Below are 16,907 nucleotides of genomic sequence, written 5' to 3' on the forward strand. Positions count from 1 at the left end.
GGCACAACGACCTCGGCTTCGCCGCCTCGCCGTACGGGAACTCCGTCGTCATCGCGACCGGGTTCACCGACCCGGTCCGGACCGTGTTCACCGACCTGGACGACGACGGCCGCTCCGAGATCGCCCTGATCCAGGCCGACGGCCAGGTCAAGGCCTGGCACAACGACCTCGGCTTCGCCGCCTCGCCGTACGGCTACACCGTCGTCATCGCGACCGGATTCACCGACCCCGCGCGGGTGCGGTTCATGGATCTCAACGACGACGGCCGGTCCGAGATCGCGCTGATCCAGTCCGACGGGCAGATCAAGGCCTGGCACAACTACAAGGGCTTCGACACCATGCCGTACGGCGCCGCCCAGGTCATCGCGACCGACTTTCTCGACCCGGCCCGCACGATCTTCATCTGATCCGAGCTCGGGTGAGCGGCACCGCGAGCAGGGTCCTTTCGCACGCCGGGTCCGCAGCCGCGCAGCCACCACCCAGCGGTGGGGCGGCGAGGTCGTCGACTCGCGCGGGGGTGCGGCCGGCGTCGACGTGCGGCGCCGGTCGCAGCCGACCGCACGGAGCCAGCCCGGGCCGCAACGCTCCAGCTCAGCCCGGAGCCCAGACCCGGCGCCGTAGACGTCGTCGACGGTCCTTCGCTGTGCGGGTACGCCGCAGGCCAGCGCCGCGGTGATCATGCCGGTGCCGGTTTCCTGGGCCGTGGTCGACCTCGTCGTGGACGGCGCCTTGGGCACCTGGGTGCACCGGTGGGCCGGGAAGGGCCGCCACGGCACCGCCATCCGCGACACCGGCCGCTCCGCGGCTCGGGCCGGCCGGTCGCACCAGGTCGTCTCGGGCAGGCGGAGCCGGCGGTCGATCGTCTGCGACAGCCCGGCCAGGGCCGCCACGATCTGGCTGGCGGAGGCGTTCTGGCCCAGGGGCGAGGCGGAGGCCAGGAACAACCCCGCCTGGGCGTGCCCGATGCGCCCGGCATCGCCGGGTGTGCTGCCACCGCACCCCGACTGGCTGCTCCTCATCCAGGGAGTCGGCCTCGTCGAGATCAGGACACCGTCCGGGTGATGGGGTGCTCCACCAGCCAGGCACGCGCACGCCGTCGGCGTCCCGCACGATCGGGGACGGCAGCGCTGCACCGCCCACGGATCGCGGTGACCCGCGACGCGCGCACCCGCTGGAGCCTGTCGAAGGCCGCCGGGCCCGCGTTCAGCCAGGAACCACGTCGTACGTTCCACCGTCGACAGCAGCCTGCGCGAACGCCATCGCGGCCAGGTGTGGCTCCACGCGCACGAGAGCGGCCGGTGACACGCTGCCGCCTCGTCGCGGATGACGTGCCACCGGCCAGGGTCAACGCCGTGGCCGCGGCCACCGCACGATCTCCGGTGGTCCTCACGGACCGTCAGATGATCGTGCGGTGGCCGCCCTCATGCCTGCGCCACGCCCCACACGTGACGTCGAGAGTCAGCCCGTCGTGCCGGCCGAGTGGTGTCGCGCGACCTCGTCGGCGGTGAGAGCGTGGTCGTAGACGGCAACCTCGTCGAGCAGCCCGGCGAGCCTGGCACCGGCGTCGTCACCACGGGCCCCCAGCTTGAGGCTTCCGGCCCCGTCGGTCGGGCTCACCTTCGTGGCGGCCGAGCCGTCGGGGCGTCCGTCGAGGTAGACCGTCAGGGTCGACCCGTCGTAGACCACGGCCACGTGATGCCACTTGTCCGGCGTGACCACCGTCTGCCCTTCGACCGACGCCAGCTGCCCGGCCGTACCCAACGTGAGGGCGCTGATCCTGCCTCCGGGCAGGACGCGCAGCGCGTAGCCGTTGTAGGCGGGCGCGTCGTACTTCTCGACCACGCCGTACTGACCGCAGACGTCATTGAGATTCACCCACGCCTCGAGGGTGAACGAACCGCTGACGCTCACCGAGGCCGAGTCCGGTACGGCGACGTGGCCGCCGGTCAACTCGGCGGCGGTGTCCGGATCGCCCGTCAGCGCACCCGGGCGGCCCAGTGCCACTGCGTCCGTGTACGCGCCACGGTTGCCGGTGCCGGAGGAGTCCTCGGCGCTCGTGCCGGACCTCTCACCCAGCCGCCAGTAGCCGACCGGCTTGTCGGCCAGCACCTGCGCCGCGTAGGAGGACTGGGCGGTGACCGCCGGCTGCCTGCCCGTCGACGTCTGCCTGGGTGCCGAGCCCGCCGGAGCCGGCGACGAGCTGGCCTGCACGGCACTCCCCCCGGACCGCTGTGCACTGGGCGACGGGCCGGGGTTGCCGAGCACACCCTTGACGTAGTGCGAGTCGATCTGGCCCGGAGTCAGGGCCTTGTGGTAGATCGCGACCTCGTCCAGGTCGCCGAAGAAACGGTCCGCCGCGTCGTCTCCACGGGCCCCCAGCTTGAGGCTGCCCCTGCCGTCGGTCGGCGCCTTGGCCACCGGGGTCGACGTCTGCAGCTGCCCGTCGATGTACGTCCGCAGCGTCGTCCCGTCATACGCTGCCACCACGTGGTGCCATCGCACCTGCTGGACGCTGCGAGGGCTGGACGCGCCGGTCTGCGCCTCGTCGGCGATCGTGAGCGCCTGCAGCTTGTTGCCGTTGACCAGGCGCAGGGCGTAGCCGTTGCGCGACGGCAGGCAGTCGCCGCCGTCGTACTTCTCGACGATGCCCTGTGGTCCACCCGCCGCATCCTTGACCCACGCCTCCAGCGTGTAGGCACCGGTGATGCTGAGCGAGGCGCTGTCCGGAATCTCGGCGTAGCCGTCCTCCAACCGGACCGCGGTGTCGGCGGAGTCGGCGATCGCCCCTGGCTGGGACCGGCCGACGCTGCCACGGTAGGCACCAGCGTTTCCGTTGCCGGAGGCATCGACCACCGGCTGGCCCTGGGCGTCGCCGAGCCGCCAGTAGCCCACCGGCGCGTCCCGCTTCACCAGGTCGGCGTAGTCCGCCGGATCCGGCCGGGCGACCCGGACCGACAACGAGGTGGTCCGCGCCGTACCACCGGACGGACGGGTGACCACGTCGATCCGGTAGCTCCCGGGCGCCGCGTCGGTGGGGATCCGGACCGAGGTCGCGAGGTCGGACCAGGCCAGTTTCTGGTTGCTGCTCACGCGGAACGGCAGCTTCGGGTCGCGGACCGTCCACCCGGCGGGAACGCCGACCTCGACGGTGCCGCCGACGGTGCGCTGCCCGAGCGCCTCGACCTCCAGGTCCAGCGCAAACGTCTCACCCGGTTCCAGCAACGTGCGCGGGGTCGTCACCTTCGTGGCCTCCGCGCTCGGCGCGTCGGCCACCTTCACCGCCCGGTAGGTCGCCCGGACCGTGACCGCCGTCGTCGGCCGGCCGAGGTCGACCAGCTCGCGTTCGGCGTCGAAAGTCACCGGGCGGCCGTCGACGGTGACCCCGGTCAGCCGGTGACCGCGCGGCGCGCGCAGGTGCAGCACCACGTCCGTCAGCGGCGCCCGTCCGGTGGCCGCGCGCGGTGCGTCGACCCGCACGGTCAGCCGGCCGTCGGCCAGCTCCGACGAGGAGGCGAACCCGACGGGGCCGAAGGAGGTCGGCAGGTCGGCGACCTCGATCCGCTCCCCGTCCGCGAGCCAGGGCCGCGGCGTGGCCGGTGCCAGGTGCAGCCGGGTCGGCACGCCGTCGGCGTTCAGGTCCTCGCTGACCAGCAGGCCGCGCACCGCCTCCAGGTAGGTGGCGTTGTTCGGCGACAGCGGCGGCCAGTACTGCGACCGGTAGTACTCACCGAACTGCGGGCACGGCGAGATCGTGGCGCCCTCGCCGCCGACGAAGGTGTGCGGCGTGAAGTTGTGCGCGAGCATCCCGTAGAAGCTCAGGTCGAGGCGGTCGGACTCGGCGTTGTCGGCCAGGAACCGCATCAGCGAGTAGCCGTACTGCTGGTCGATGCCGCTGGACTTGTATCCAGGAGCCGCCGGCCACTGGTTGTGCCGGATGTTCTGGCAGACACCGGGATCGGCGGTCGACAGGTTGAACCTGGTGAGGCCGAGGAACAACGACCCGTGCTTGTAGAGGTAGTCCCGCAGTCCGGTCGCCGTCGCGCTGCCCGGCTCGAACAGCCCGGTCGCGAGTGCGTACGGCATGATCAGGTTCCAGTAGCTGCCGAGGAAGTCGGTGGTGACCTTGTCGTACGGCTTCGACGACGCCGGGTCCAGCAGCGCGATCGGCACGAACACCGAACCGTCCGGCAACACCGTCTTCGACTTCTCCACCGCGCCCAGCAGTGACGAGCGCAGGCCGGCCGCCTCGTCGAGGAACGGCTTCGCCTCGTCGGCACGGCCCATCAGCCGCAACGCGACACCGACGTCGCGCAGACCGCGCCAGACCTCGGACTGGTGGTGCAGGCCGTAGACCGGCTCCGGGATGTCGGAGGCGTAGCGGGTCTTGGCCAGCAGACCGTTCGGGTCCGCGGCGCGTTGCCGCTTGAAGTCGGCGAGCCAGTCACGGAACGTCGGCAGGTTCTCCAGCAGCAGCGACCCGTCGTTGCTCTGCAGGTAGTACGTCGCCACCGTCTGCAGCTTGATTCCGCGCTCCCAGGACACGAAGAAGCTGCCCTGGCCGCGTCGCAGCATCTCGGTGAGGTTCGCGCGCGCCTTGTCCTGGTAGCCGAAGTCCCCGAGCGAGGTGACCGTCGCCGCGATCTCCGGCACCCAGGCGAAGGACTTGTCCAGCGACTCGTAGCCGTTCCCGACGGTCAGGTTGAAGCCCATCACCAGGTTGTTCAGCAGCGTGCTGCGCATGGCGTCCGCGGCGTACCGCTCCGGAAGCCGGACCTTGGCGCCAGCGTTGAGCTGCGCCGTCCAGTAGGCACCGGTGCGGGACTTCGCGGCGTCGTAGAGCTTGGCCGACGGGCGTACGGCGGGAAGTTCGGCCGGCTCGTTCGGCACGACCAGATGGAACTCGGCCTTCCCGCGGCTCAGGTCGGGCGTGAAGCTCAGGTCGGGCGCGGACCAGGTCGCCGCACCGCTGTACGCGACCACGGTCTTCCCGTCGAGGGTCAGCCGTCCGGGCGTGGCGACGACGTCTGCCACCTTGTCACGACTCACGTTGAGCCGCAGCCGCGGGCGCGCCTTCGCCGGCCCACTGACGACGAACCGGAGCATGCTGACTGCCGGGCCACCCGGGGTGAGCTCGGTGACGAACGACTCGCGCTCGTAGCGGACCCCGGCGGCGTCACGATAGGAGTTGGCGAGGATCGGCAGGTATCCGCCGGTCAGGCGGGGGGCACCCGACCTCGCCTCGGCCTGGCCGTAGCGCTCGGCCCCGTTCGCGCCGACGAAGAAGCGGACGCGCTGGGTCGCCCGCGAGTCCGACCATTGCGACATCAGCTCGCTGCCGTCGGCGACGTGCAGCGAGAAGTCCCGCTCCTCCGCCCACCGCGTGGGGTCCGGCGCCGGATAGGTGAAGGGCAGGTAGTACCAGGGCGAGGCGGCGTCCGTCGTACCGCCGTGGTTGGCCGGCACCAGCAGCGGCTTGACGTTGGCCATGGTCGGACCGTCGGGCAGGCCGAGCAACTTCTCGCCCCAGTGGTCGGATCCCTGCTCCAGCGCGTGGTTCACCCGGTCGACGTAGCCATTGGGCAAGGTCAGGGCGTCGCGGGAGCCGGGCTGGTCGTGGGCCTTCTGTGCGCTGGCCGCCTGCTCGCCGACTGCCTGGACGCCGGCCGCCTGGGCGTCCTCGGATTCCCGCGCCAGCAGGCCGGTTGCCAGCGTCACCACCGTCAGCAGCGACAGCGCCGCTCTCGATCTTGTTCTCGTGGCCATTTGATCCACCTTCGTGTGGAGTACCGCACGGCATACTGGACTAGTCCAGTAACTTTGGAGCACCCTCCTCGCCGGTGTCAACACTTTGACTGACCGCCCCCTGCACGAGGGTGCGTCACGATCCATCGGCCGTGCGCTGGCCGCCCGGCGTGAACCGCCCCGGGTCCTGTGGAGACCTCCCGGCCCCGGACGGATCGACGGATGGCAGGACCGAAGCCGCATCCGAGCGGTCGAGGTCTGGCGTGGGCCGGGGCGGCGAAGATGGAGATGTCCCCCGCTCACGGCGATGCCGCAGGCCCCCGCGCTACCACTTCCGGCGCCATTCGAGGCGACCTCGATGGGGCCACAGCCGGGACGTCCCCTCGCTGGACGTACAGCGCCTCGCCCTCGACCACCAGACGCCTCCGGCCCTGTAGTCGTGAAGATCCCGCCGAGGATGCGCAGCCCGCTCGCGACCGGCCCGCTGGCACCGCCCAGGATGTGGTGCAGCTGACGGGCGTCTTCCAGAGGGCCCTGCCACGCCCGCGCGCTTATGTCGCGTCATTGACCGGCAGCCGCTCCCGGAACGCCTGGCGGCCGTCAGCAGTCAGCAGGGTCCACGCGACAGCCAGGTCACAGGCTGGATCACCGACGCCACATGTCCCGCAATCGATGACGGCTGCCAACCCCCCACCGGCCGTACGCCACGACCGCGACGGGTCAGGTGAGCGTCATTCGCCGCCCCGCTCGACGGACACTCCCGAGCGCGCACCGTCGAAACGACCCCGGCCGCCACGTTCACCGACGCTGACATCGCCAGAGTCGACCGCCCCATCCTTCAGAACAATCCCATGATCAGCGATCAGACGGGTGATCCCTGGATACCAGGACGCGGATCTCACGTAATGCTGCTGCAGCGCCGGACTGGAAGAAAAAGTGTCCACGATGTACGCCCTCCAGCCCTCTTCGCCCTTGGCGTTCAAGTCCTTCCGCCGATGCCAGATCCACTCGAACGTATCCAGGACCAGTTCCGCCGCAGCGCGGACCCTGTGGCGATTTGACTCGTCGACATCGACAGGCTTCCCGTCATAGAAATACGGCCGAATCTCGGGATGTTCTATGAAGGTCTTGTCCAGCTCCCTGAAGAGACCGATGACGCCGTAGTAGGTGGAGGTGTGATGAGCCCGCCGCGACAGGCGGTAACTGTAGATCGCAGACAGCACCGCAGCCGCTATCGCTACAATCGCCAAGATGTCTGATGATTCCATTCAGAGTCCCGGGATGTCCATTCTGGGATATGAGGCGTCAACGGGGAAGACGAGACGAACCACCAGCCTGATTCCACGCGTGTAGCGACCCCGACGGTCGCCCACCGGGCCCACGGTCGCCCACGATCGGCCAGTAGCGGCACGAACGACCGCCAAGAGCGCGTTGGCAGCGGGGGCGACCGACCTGCCCGACAACTCCGGTCACGCGCCTCATAGATTGACTCATGCCAACATTGTCCAGAGAGCCCGCAACCCGGCTCGACATCCGGATGCTCCAATGGAGATCAAGTGGTCAAGGGCTCCCGGATACAGGCTCGACGGCAGGGCCCGGTCTGGCTCGGTTGCCTGTTGCCTGTTGCCTGTGGATGAGGCGGGTGCAGCACCTCGCTGCTGCGCTTCCGTCACCGACCCCCGTCGGGCCGTCGCAAGAAGGAGGCCAACCGCTCCCCCTCCTTGAGGTCCTCTCGCCAGTAGCGGTAGACGAGCCCCGTCACGATCCCAACGGAGGCTGCCGCAACAACACAAGGGAGGACTTTCCAACCGGCCACGGCCTCAACGTCGAACGCCACAACCACGGGCGGCACCTCCCCGACGTATGCAAGCACGGTCTCATACTCGTCGGAGGTCGGCTCACGGAACTGCGGATCAGAGAACCGGGTCGGACAGGAGAGGTAGTGGACGTCGGTGAAGACCAGCTCCAAGCCGTGGTGGTACGTCAGGTCGTGCCCGGCGGCGATGCGCAGTTCCGCACCGTTCCACCCAAGCACATCCCAGTCCCACCATGACCCCTCGGGCAGCCGCACGATTGTCACGTCACGATCGTCCCATCGATCTGACGCCCAGGCATCCGCCACGCCCAGACGCGACATCGACGCCTTCCGACCCCTCGTTCGGAGGTGCCAGGCGCTCCGTCTGGCAGCGTCCGGCCGTACACGACCTCGGGCGATGGCCCGGTTTCGGCCGCTGGCGGCCGTCCCCGTCCCCGCTGTCTGCCGTCGACAGCAACGGGAGATGCCAGGCGTGGCAGACCGGCCGACAGGCGGCGGGGTCGTCCGCGCGGTGATGAGCGACACCCCGGCTTCACGCTGCGGGTCTACATCCACCTGCCGCCGACCAGCGCGGACCGCACCCGTCGGGCGATCGACACCGCCTTCGGGCACGACAAGACGGCCCTCCACGGCCCAGCGGAGGGGGCGAAGCCGTATCCCGCCCAGCTCAGGCAGGGCACCCGTCACTTGGCGTTGAAGTAGCTCGCCTCCGGGTGGTGCACCACGATCGCGTCCGTCGCCTGCTCCGGCATCAGCTGGAACTCCTCCGACAGCTGCACGCCGATGCGCTCCGCGCCCAGCAGCTCCACGATCTTCGCCCGGTCCTCCAGGTCCGGGCAGGCCGGGTAGCCGAACGCGTACCGGCAGCCCCGGTAGTCGGTGCGCAGCAGACCCGCCAGGTCCGCCGGATCGTCGTCGGCCACCGTACGACCGCCCGGCAGGGTCAGCTCGGCGCGGATCCGCCGGTGCCAGTACTCCGCGAGGGCCTCGGTGAGCTGCACGGACAGCCCGTGCACCTCCAGGTAGTCGCGGTACTCGTTGCGGGCGAACATCTTCGCCGTGTACTCGCTGATCGGTTGCCCGACGGTGACCAGCTGCAACGCCACCACGTCCAGCTCGTCGCCGCGCGGACGGAAGAAGTCGGCCAGGCAGAGCCGCCGCTCCTGCCGCTGCCGGGGGAAGGAGAACCGCGCCCGCTCGGAGTGCCCGTTCTCGTCCAGCACCACCAGGTCGTTGCCCTCGGCGTACGCCGGGAAGTAGCCGTACACCACGGCCGCCTCCAGCACCTGGTCGGCGATCAGCCGGTCCAGCCAGTAGCGCAGCCGGGGCCGGCCCTCGGTCTCCACCAGCTCCTCGTAGGACGGGCCCTGCCCGCTGCGGGCCCCCCGCAGGCCCCACTGCCCCAGGAAGGTGGCCCGCTCGTCGAGCAGCGCCGCGTAGTCGGCCAGCGGCACGCCCTTGACCACCCGGGTGCCCAGGAACGGCGGGGCGGGCACCTCCACGTCGGTGGCCACGTCGGAGCGGACCGAGGCGTCGTCCAGCTCCGGCAGCGACTCGCTGACGATCGCCCGCTGCCGCTCGCGGCGCGCCCGCCGGGCCGCCAGCGCCGCCTCCCGCTCCGGGTCGATCACGGGCGCCCCACCGCGCTTCGCCGTCATCACCCGGTCCATCAGCGACAGTCCCTCGAAGGCGTCCCGGGCGTAGTGCACCTGGCCGGGGAACATCGCCCGCAGGTCGTCCTCGACGTACGCCCGCGTCAGCGCCGCCCCGCCCAGCAGCACCGGCCAGCGCTCCGCGACCCCGCGCGACGCCATCTCGGCGAGGTTCTCCTTCATGATCACGGTGCTCTTGACCAGCAGCCCGGACATGCCGATCGCGTCTGCCCGGTGCTGCTCGGCGGCCTCCAGGATCGCGTTGATCGGCTGCTTGATGCCGATGTTGACGACCTCGTAGCCGTTGTTGGACAGGATGATGTCCACCAGGTTCTTGCCGATGTCGTGCACGTCCCCGCGCACCGTGGCCAGCACGATGCGGCCCTTGCCGCCGTCCTCGGCGGTCTCCATGTGCGGCTCCAGGTACGCCACGGCGGTCTTCATCACCTCGGCGGACTGGAGCACGAACGGCAGCTGCATCTGACCGGAGCCGAACAGCTCGCCGACGACCTTCATGCCGTCGAGCAGGATGTCGTTGATGATGGACAGCGGGCTACGCCCCTGCGCCATCGCCGCGTCCAGGTCGGCCTCCAGGCCGTTGCGCTCGCCGTCGATGATCCGCCGCTTGAGTCGCTCCTCCAGCGGCAGCGCGGCCAACTCCTCCGCCCGCCCGGCCCGCGCCGACGCGGCGTCCACACCCTCGAAGATCTCAATGAACTTCTGCACCGGGTCGTAGCCCTCGCGGCGCCGGTCGTAGACGAGGTCCAGCGCCACCTCGCGCTGCTCGTCGGGGATCTTGTTGAACGGCAGGATCTTGCTGGCGTGCACGATGGCGCTGGTCAGGCCGGCCTCGCGGCACTCGTGCAGGAAGACCGAGTTGAGCACCTGCCGGGCCGCCGGGTTGAGCCCGAACGAGACGTTGGAGATGCCGAGGGTGAAGTTGACCCCCGGGTAGCGGCGGGCGATCTCCCGGATCGCCTCGATGGTCTCGATGCCGTCGCGCCGGGTCTCCTCCTGGCCGGTGGCGATCGGGAACGTCAGCGCGTCGATCAGGATGTCCGAGCGGTCCATCCCCCACCGCCCCGTGAGGTCGTCGATCAGCCGCCCCGCGACCCGTACCTTCCAGTCGGCGGTCCGCGCCTGCCCCTCCTCGTCGATGAGCAGCGCCACCACGGCGGCGCCGTGCTCGCGGACGATGGGCATCACCCGGGCGTAGCGGGAGTTCGGTCCGTCCCCGTCCTCGAAGTTGACCGAGTTGACCACGCACCGGCCGCCGAGCATCTCCAGCCCCGCCTCGATCACCGGCGGCTCGGTCGAGTCCAGCATGATCGGCAGGGTGGAGGCGGTGGCGAAGCGGCCCGCGAGCTCCCGCATGTCCTGCGTGCCGTCGCGCCCCACGTAGTCGACGCAGAGGTCCAGCAGGTGCGAGCCGTCGCGGGCCTGGCTACGGGCGATCTCCACGCAGGCGCGCCAGTCGCCGGCGAGCATGGCCTCGCGGAACGCCTTGGAGCCGTTGGCGTTGGTCCGCTCCCCCACCATCAGCAGGGAGGCGTCCTGGGCGAACGGCACCGGGTGGTAGACCGACGAGACGCCGGCCTCGTGCCGCGGCTCGCGGGGCGCCGGGCGCGTGCCGTGCAGGCGCTCGGAGAGGACCCGGATGTGCTCGGGCGTGGTGCCGCAGCAGCCGCCCACCAGCGAGACGCCGTACTCGGTGACGAACCGCTCCAGCGCGTCGGCCAGCTCCACCGGGGTCAACGGGAAGTACGCCCCGTCGGCGGTCAGCACCGGCAGGCCCGCGTTCGGCATCACCGACAGCGGGATCCGGGAGTGCCGGGAGAGGTAGCGCAGGTGCTCGCCCATCTCGGCCGGCCCGGTCGAGCAGTTCAGCCCGATCAGGTCGACCCCCAACGGCTCGATGGCCGCCAGCGCCGCCCCGATCTCGCTGCCCACCAGCATGGTGCCGGTGGTCTCCACGGCGACGTGGCAGATGATCGGCACCGTCCGGCCGAGCCGGGCCATGGCCCGCTTCGAGCCGACGACGGCGGCCTTGACCTGGAGCAGGTCCTGGCAGGTCTCCACGATCAACGCGTCCGACCCGCCCTCGATCAGGCCCTCGGCGTTCTCCTGGTACGCGTCGCGCAGGGTCGCGTAGTCGGCGTGCCCGAGGGTGGGCAGCTTGGTGCCCGGGCCGATCGAGCCCAGCACGAAGCGGGGCCGCTCGGGGGTGGCGTACGCGTCGGCGGCCTCCCGGGCGAGGCGGGCCCCGGCCTCGGAGAGTTCGCGGATGCGGTGCTGGATGTCGTACTCACCCAGGTTGGCCAGGTTGGCCCCGAAGGTGTTGGTCTCGACGCAGTCCGCCCCGGCGGCCAGGTACGCCTCGTGCACCCCGCGTACGACGTCCGGTCGGGTGGCGTTGAGGACCTCGTTGCAGCCCTCGTAGCCCTCGAAGTCGTCCAGGGTGAGGTCGGCCGCCTGCAGCATCGTGCCCATGGCGCCGTCGGCGATGAGAATCCGGTCTGCCAGTACGTCGAGCAATGAGGTCCGCACGGAATCAGGTTAGTGCCGTCGCCGCCCGACCGATTCCCCCGCACGTGCCTTCCCACATTGTGTCAGCGGGATCACGCTGTCCGGTTCATCGCGGTATGCCCGGCCGCCGCCGGGCCCGACCGGCGCGGCCGACGGGCCGCATCCCGCCCCGACACGTAGGCTGACGGACGTGAAGGACTACAGCGACAGCACCACGCCCGGCGGGCGGACGACCGGGTCCGGTCCCGGCGCCGCCCCCGACGAGCAGGGTGAGGTGACGGCGTGACCGAGTTCGACGGACTGCCGGTGCTGCGGTCCCCCGTGGCGATCGCCGCGTTCGAGGGCTGGAACGACGCCGCCGACGCCTCGACCGCCGCCGTCGAGCACCTGGAGCAGGTGTGGCAGGCCCGGCAGGTCACCGAGCTGGACCCGGAGGACTTCTACGACTTCCAGGTCAGCCGCCCCACCATCACCATGGCCGAGGGCGAGACCCGCCGGGTGGAGTGGCCGACGACGCGCTTCATGGTGGCCAGCCCCGAGGGCACCGAACGGGACGTCGTGCTGATCCGGGGCATCGAGCCGAGCATGCGGTGGCGCACCTTCTGCGAGCAGGTGCTGGAGATCTGCCACAGCCTGGAGGTCGAGCGGGTGGTCGTGCTCGGCGCGCTGCTGGCCGACGTGCCGTACACCCGGCCGCTGCCCATCAGCGGCAGCGCCTCCGACGCGGAGGCCGCCCAGCGCTACCAGCTCACCCCCACCCGCTACGACGGGCCGACCGGGATCGTCGGCGTGCTGCACGACGCCTGCAACAAGGCCGAGGTCGACGCCGTCTCCTTCTGGGTGCACGTGCCGCACTACGCCAACAACCCGCCCTGCCCCAAGGCCACCCTCGCCCTGCTGCACCGCGTCGAGGAGGTGCTCGACCTGCCGGTTCCCATGGCCGACCTGGCCGAGGAGGCCGCCGAGTGGGAGCAGCGGGTGCGCAGCGCCGCCGAGCAGGACGCCGAGCTCGGCGAGTACGTACGCGAGTTGGAGGAACGCGTCGGCGACGCGGGCATCACCCCGCTGACGGGTGACGAGATCGCCCAGGAGTTCGAGAAGTACCTGCGCCGCCGCGGCGGCTCCGCCGGCCCCACCGCCGGTTCCTGGTAGCACTCCGGCCTGTCCCACCGGCCCCGGACGCGTGTCGTCCGGGGCCGGTGTTTTGGCGTGTCCGGGGTGGCGCGGTCACCACCTCTAGGGCATCCTAGGAACCTAGCTGTGATCGAGGAGGCGGGCATGCAGATCAATCCGGGGGCGGCCGAGTTCCCGCACCGGCAGATCGCCGCTCAGCTCAAGGCCCAGATCCGCCGCGGCGACTGGGCCCCGGGCGAGCGGCTGCCGTCCATCCCGGCCATCGCCGAGATGTTCGGCGTGGCGAAGCAGACCGTGCAGCGCGCCGTCGACCAGCTGCGGGTCGAGGGCATCCTGATCACCAAGCCTGGCTCCGGGACGTACGTCCGAGGCACCCGGCGGCGACTCAACCGGCTCTCCCGGGGCCGCTACGGCGGCTTCCGCGGCTACCACACCGACCTGGCCGCGCGGTACCGGCAGCAGCTCGTCTCCGTCGGCCGGGCCCCCGCCCCGCCGGAGGTGGCCGACGCGTTCGGGGTGGCCGACGGCACCGACCTGCTCTGCCGGCGCCACCTCGTGCGCACCGAGGACTCCCCCGTCGAGGTGGGCGCCTCGTGGTTCCTGCCCGCCGACGCCGCCGGCACCTCGCTGGAGCGCGCCGAGGCGTTCGGCCGACCGCTCTACCAGGAGGCCGAGGAGGCCACCGGCCGGCGGTACGTCTCGGCCACCGACACCATCAGCGCCCGCCAGCCCAGCCGGGAGGAGGCCGAGATCCTCCAGATCCGTCCCGACACCCCGGTGCTGCATCTGCTGCACGTCGCGTACGACGGCCACCGCAAGCCGATCGAGGTCGCCCAGGCCACCTGGCCCGGTCCGGTCACCACGCTGACCGAGGAGTACAAGATCCCCGCCCCGGCCCCCGACCCCACCCCGGACCCCGGCCTGGTCCTGGGCTGACCGCCCCCACCCGTCGATCATGCACGTGTGGTGGGCGGTCACCGCCGTTCCGCACCTCTCGCGGGGCACCACAACTGCATGATCGACGCCGCGGAGGCGGGGCGGGGCGGGGTCGGGTGGAGTCAGAGGCGGATGCCGAGGAGGGCGTCCAGGGTGGCGGCGAAGAGAGCGGGGGCGGCCGGGTCGTCGGCGGTGCCGGCGAGGGTCGCCTCGGCCCACCCGTCGGCCAGCGCCAGGGCGCCCGGCGAGTCCAGGTCGTCGGCGAGGCGGGCGCGTACGCCGGCCAGGAACTCGTCGCCCGACGGGCCAGCGGGCGCGGCGGCGGCCCGCCGCCAACGGGCCAGCCGCTCCAGCGACGTCGCGAGCAGCTCGTCGGTCCAGGCGCGGTCGGCGCGGTAGTGCCCGGACAGCAGGGCCAGCCGGACCGCCATCGAGTCGACCTGGTCGGCGCGCAGCCGGGAGACGAAGACCAGGTTGCCCCGGGACTTCGACATCTTCTCGCCGTCGAGGCCGATCATGCCGGCGTGCACGTAGTGCGCGGCGAACGGTGCCGCGCCGGTGAGCCGCTCGGCGTGCGCGGCCGAACACTCGTGGTGGGGGAAGATCAGGTCGTTGCCGCCGCCCTGCACGTCGATCCGGTCGCCGAGCAGGTTGAGCGCGATGACCGCGCACTCGATGTGCCAGCCGGGGCGGCCGGCACCCAGCTCGCCGCCCGGCCAGGACGGCTCGCCCTCGCGGGCGCCGCGCCACAGCAGCGGGTCGAGCGGGTCGCGCTTGCCGGCCCGGTCCGGGTCGCCCCCGCGCTCGGGGAAGATCTCCAGCATCTGCTCGCGGGTCAGGTTGGACTCGTAGCCGAAGCGGGGGGAGGCGGCGAGGTCGAAGTAGACGTCGCCGGTGCCGTCGTCCAGGCGGTACGCGGCCCCGTCCTTGAGCAGCAGGAGGACCTTGTCGGCGATGTCGGGGATCGACTCCACCGCACCGACGTAGTGCGCCGGCGGGATGATCCGCAGCGCCTCCATGTCCTCCCGGAACAGCGCGGTCTCCCGCATCGCCAGGACCTTCCAGTCCTCGCCGTCCCGCTCGGCCCGCTCCAGCAGCGGGTCGTCGATGTCGGTGACGTTCTGCACGTAGCGCACGTCCCGGCCGGCGTCCCGCCACACCCGCTGCACCAGGTCGAACGCGATCATGGTGGCGGCGTGGCCCAGGTGCGTGGCGTCGTACGGGGTGATGCCGCAGACGTACATGGTCGCGGTGCCGGCCGGATCGCTCGTGTGGGTGCCCTGCCGCGCCGAGTCGAACAACGACAGCGGCTGGCCCCTGCCCGGCAGCCGCGGCACCTCATGTCCCGCCCAAGAGTCCATGACCGTCAGCCTAACCAGCCGACGCGGTGCGGCAGGACCGGCCCACAGTGATCATCATGACAGCCTCGGGGCGCGTCGGCGGGACCGGATCGCCGCGCGACGCGCGTTCACATGGGGGGCCAGGGCACCGCCGGCCAGTCCTGCGACGGCTGCGGAAACAGGCCGGTGTGCCGCAGCCGGTCGACCCGGGCCGCCAGTTCGGCGACCTCCCCGAGGGTCAGGTGGTCGGCCAGTTCGGCGCCGAGCGCCCCGGGCAGCTGGCCGGCGAGCCCGTCGAGCATCTCCACCGCGTCCGCCGGCAGCCGCCGGCCGGCCCAGCCCCAGAGCACCGTGCGCAGCTTCTCCTCGACGTGGAAGCTCACCCCGTGGTCGACGCCGTAGATCCGGTCGTCCGGACCGACCAGCACGTGCCCGCCCTTGCGGTCCGCGTTGTTGATGACCGCGTCGAGCACCGCGAGCCGGGCCAGCCTCGGATCGTCGGCGTGGGCCAACGCGTACGGTGTGCCGTCGTCGTCGCGGGCCGCGGCGATCGCGAACCAGCGGGGCGGCAGCGCGTCGGCCGGCACGAACCCGACCAGAGGCTCGGCCTCCTCCGGCTCGTCGATCCAGAGCTGGCACGATCCCGGCCCGAACGGGCCGTCGCGCAGCACCGTCGGCGGCACCAGGTCCCACCCGGTGGCCCGGGAGACCACGTACGCCGAGACCTCCCGGCCGGCCAGCGTGCCGTCCGGGAAGTCCCACAGCGGGCGCTCGCCGCGTACCGGCTTGTAGACGCAGCGGGCCGTGACCCCGTCGAGGGTCAGGATGCCCCGCAGGGTCGTGTTGGAGGCGTCGACGAGCCGCCCCTCCAGGTCCAGCTGGCCGTCCCGGAGCAACCGGAGCGCGGCCTCACCGTCCTGCCGGGGCTGGAGATCCGACGACGTCACCGGTGGTAACCGTTGTGGCGCGGACAGAGATGCCCGGCGGGATCCAGCGGCTGGCCGCAGAGCGGGCAGGGCGGACGACCGGCGTTGACCACCCGCCGGGCCCGCTCGATGAACTGGCGGGTCGCCTCGGGGGTCAGCCGCACCCGGAGCCGGTCGAGATCCTCGTCGGGCTCCTCGTCCTCGTCCTCGGCGTCCTCGTCCTCGTCGGGCTCGCCGAGCTCGACCTCGACCTCCGCCTCGCCCACGGCGATGGCCTCGATCACCACGGTCGCGGTGTCCACGTCGAACGCCAGCCCGAGCGTGCCGACCCGGAACTCCTCGTCGACAGGTGTGTCCAGCGGGTCGTTGTCCCCGACGACGGCCACCGGCTCGGGCAGCTCCACGCCGAAGCGGCGCTGCGCCTCGGAGAGCAGTTCCTCGAGCTTCTCGGCCAGCAACGACACCTGGACCTTCTCCAGCGCGACGCTGACCAGCCGGCCACCGCCGCGCGCCTGGAGGAAGAACGTGCGCTCCCCCGGCGGGCCGACCGTCCCGGCGACGAACCGCTCCGGCGGCTCGAAGGCGTGCACCTGGTGGGTCATACCCACGACCCTATCCGGCGCACCACGGCGCCGCGCACCCCACCGACGCGAATCGCCGTCCGCCCGCCGCGCCCGGCGCACGGCGCGCCACACCCGGGCGTGGCGGCCGGCGGGAGCCCGGGCGCGCACCGTGACGTGGTCGCGGACGAGGCTCCCGGCCCGCACCGTGACGTGGTCGCGGACGGGACCGCCACGCCCCGGCAGCGCCCCGCCGGAGGCCGTGCCGTGCCGTG

At 71.6% G+C, this 16,907-nt stretch carries 11 protein-coding genes and 1 pseudogene; 4 read left to right on the forward strand and 8 right to left on the reverse strand.

The annotated features are described in order from the left end of the window. Together AB0883_RS18800 and AB0883_RS18805 are read left to right on the forward strand one after the other, a co-directional pair. Positions 1–407: FG-GAP-like repeat-containing protein (locus AB0883_RS18800; protein WP_366642436.1), on the forward strand; the 407-nt coding region annotated here is incomplete at its 5' end. Between the two features lie 271 nt (positions 408–678). Further along, the gene (locus tag AB0883_RS18805) at positions 679–1,062 is read left to right on the forward strand and encodes a hypothetical protein (protein WP_366642437.1); all 384 of its coding nucleotides are present in this window, start codon (positions 679–681) and stop codon (positions 1,060–1,062) included. 396 nt (positions 1,063–1,458) lie between these two features. On the opposite strand, the gene AB0883_RS18810 is transcribed toward AB0883_RS18805, so the two are convergent. The 5 genes and pseudogenes from AB0883_RS18810 to metH form a co-directional block, all read right to left on the reverse strand. Further along, on the reverse strand, positions 1,459–5,763 hold the full coding sequence (locus AB0883_RS18810; protein ID WP_366642438.1) for a LamG-like jellyroll fold domain-containing protein: 4,305 nt from the start codon (positions 5,761–5,763) through the stop codon (positions 1,459–1,461). Positions 5,764–6,296: 533 nt separating this feature from the next. Next, positions 6,297–6,434, reverse strand: a pseudogene (locus AB0883_RS18815) (phosphotransferase); the annotation flags it as partial. A 39-nt stretch (positions 6,435–6,473) separates the two neighbouring features. Further along, on the reverse strand, positions 6,474–6,992 hold the full coding sequence (locus AB0883_RS18820) for a hypothetical protein (protein ID WP_366642439.1): 519 nt from the start codon (positions 6,990–6,992) through the stop codon (positions 6,474–6,476). A 419-nt stretch (positions 6,993–7,411) separates the two neighbouring features. Then, positions 7,412–7,822 (reverse strand): hypothetical protein, encoded by a 411-nt coding sequence (locus tag AB0883_RS18825; protein ID WP_366642440.1) that lies wholly within the window; start codon positions 7,820–7,822, stop codon positions 7,412–7,414. A 419-nt stretch (positions 7,823–8,241) separates the two neighbouring features. Further along, positions 8,242–11,757 (reverse strand): methionine synthase, encoded by a 3,516-nt coding sequence (metH, locus tag AB0883_RS18830; RefSeq protein ID WP_366642441.1) that lies wholly within the window; start codon positions 11,755–11,757, stop codon positions 8,242–8,244. A gap of 261 nt (positions 11,758–12,018) precedes the next feature. Here metH and AB0883_RS18835 point away from each other — a divergent pair, with 261 nt between their 5' ends. Together AB0883_RS18835 and AB0883_RS18840 are read left to right on the forward strand one after the other, a co-directional pair. After that, the gene (locus tag AB0883_RS18835) at positions 12,019–12,888 is read left to right on the forward strand and encodes a PAC2 family protein (protein WP_101409578.1); all 870 of its coding nucleotides are present in this window, start codon (positions 12,019–12,021) and stop codon (positions 12,886–12,888) included. Between the two features lie 126 nt (positions 12,889–13,014). Next, positions 13,015–13,806, forward strand: a complete 792-nt coding sequence (locus AB0883_RS18840; RefSeq protein ID WP_121399255.1) for a GntR family transcriptional regulator — start codon at positions 13,015–13,017, stop codon at positions 13,804–13,806. A gap of 122 nt (positions 13,807–13,928) precedes the next feature. On the opposite strand, the gene mshC is transcribed toward AB0883_RS18840, so the two are convergent. The 3 genes from mshC to AB0883_RS18855 form a co-directional block, all read right to left on the reverse strand. Then, positions 13,929–15,167, reverse strand: coding sequence for a cysteine--1-D-myo-inosityl 2-amino-2-deoxy-alpha-D-glucopyranoside ligase (gene mshC / locus AB0883_RS18845; protein WP_366642442.1), 1,239 nt, complete (start codon positions 15,165–15,167; stop codon positions 13,929–13,931). A gap of 107 nt (positions 15,168–15,274) precedes the next feature. After that, positions 15,275–16,093, reverse strand: coding sequence for an SCO1664 family protein (locus AB0883_RS18850; protein WP_366642443.1), 819 nt, complete (start codon positions 16,091–16,093; stop codon positions 15,275–15,277). Continuing rightward, positions 16,090–16,674: a DUF3090 domain-containing protein gene (locus AB0883_RS18855; protein WP_366642444.1), complete on the reverse strand. Its 585-nt coding sequence runs from the start codon at positions 16,672–16,674 to the stop codon at positions 16,090–16,092. Before AB0883_RS18855 ends, AB0883_RS18850 begins: the two co-directional genes overlap by 4 nt. Positions 16,675–16,907: the final 233 nt, after the last annotated feature.

Source organism: Micromonospora sp. NPDC047812, assembly GCF_040704175.1.
Taxonomy (GTDB): domain Bacteria; phylum Actinomycetota; class Actinomycetes; order Mycobacteriales; family Micromonosporaceae; genus Micromonospora.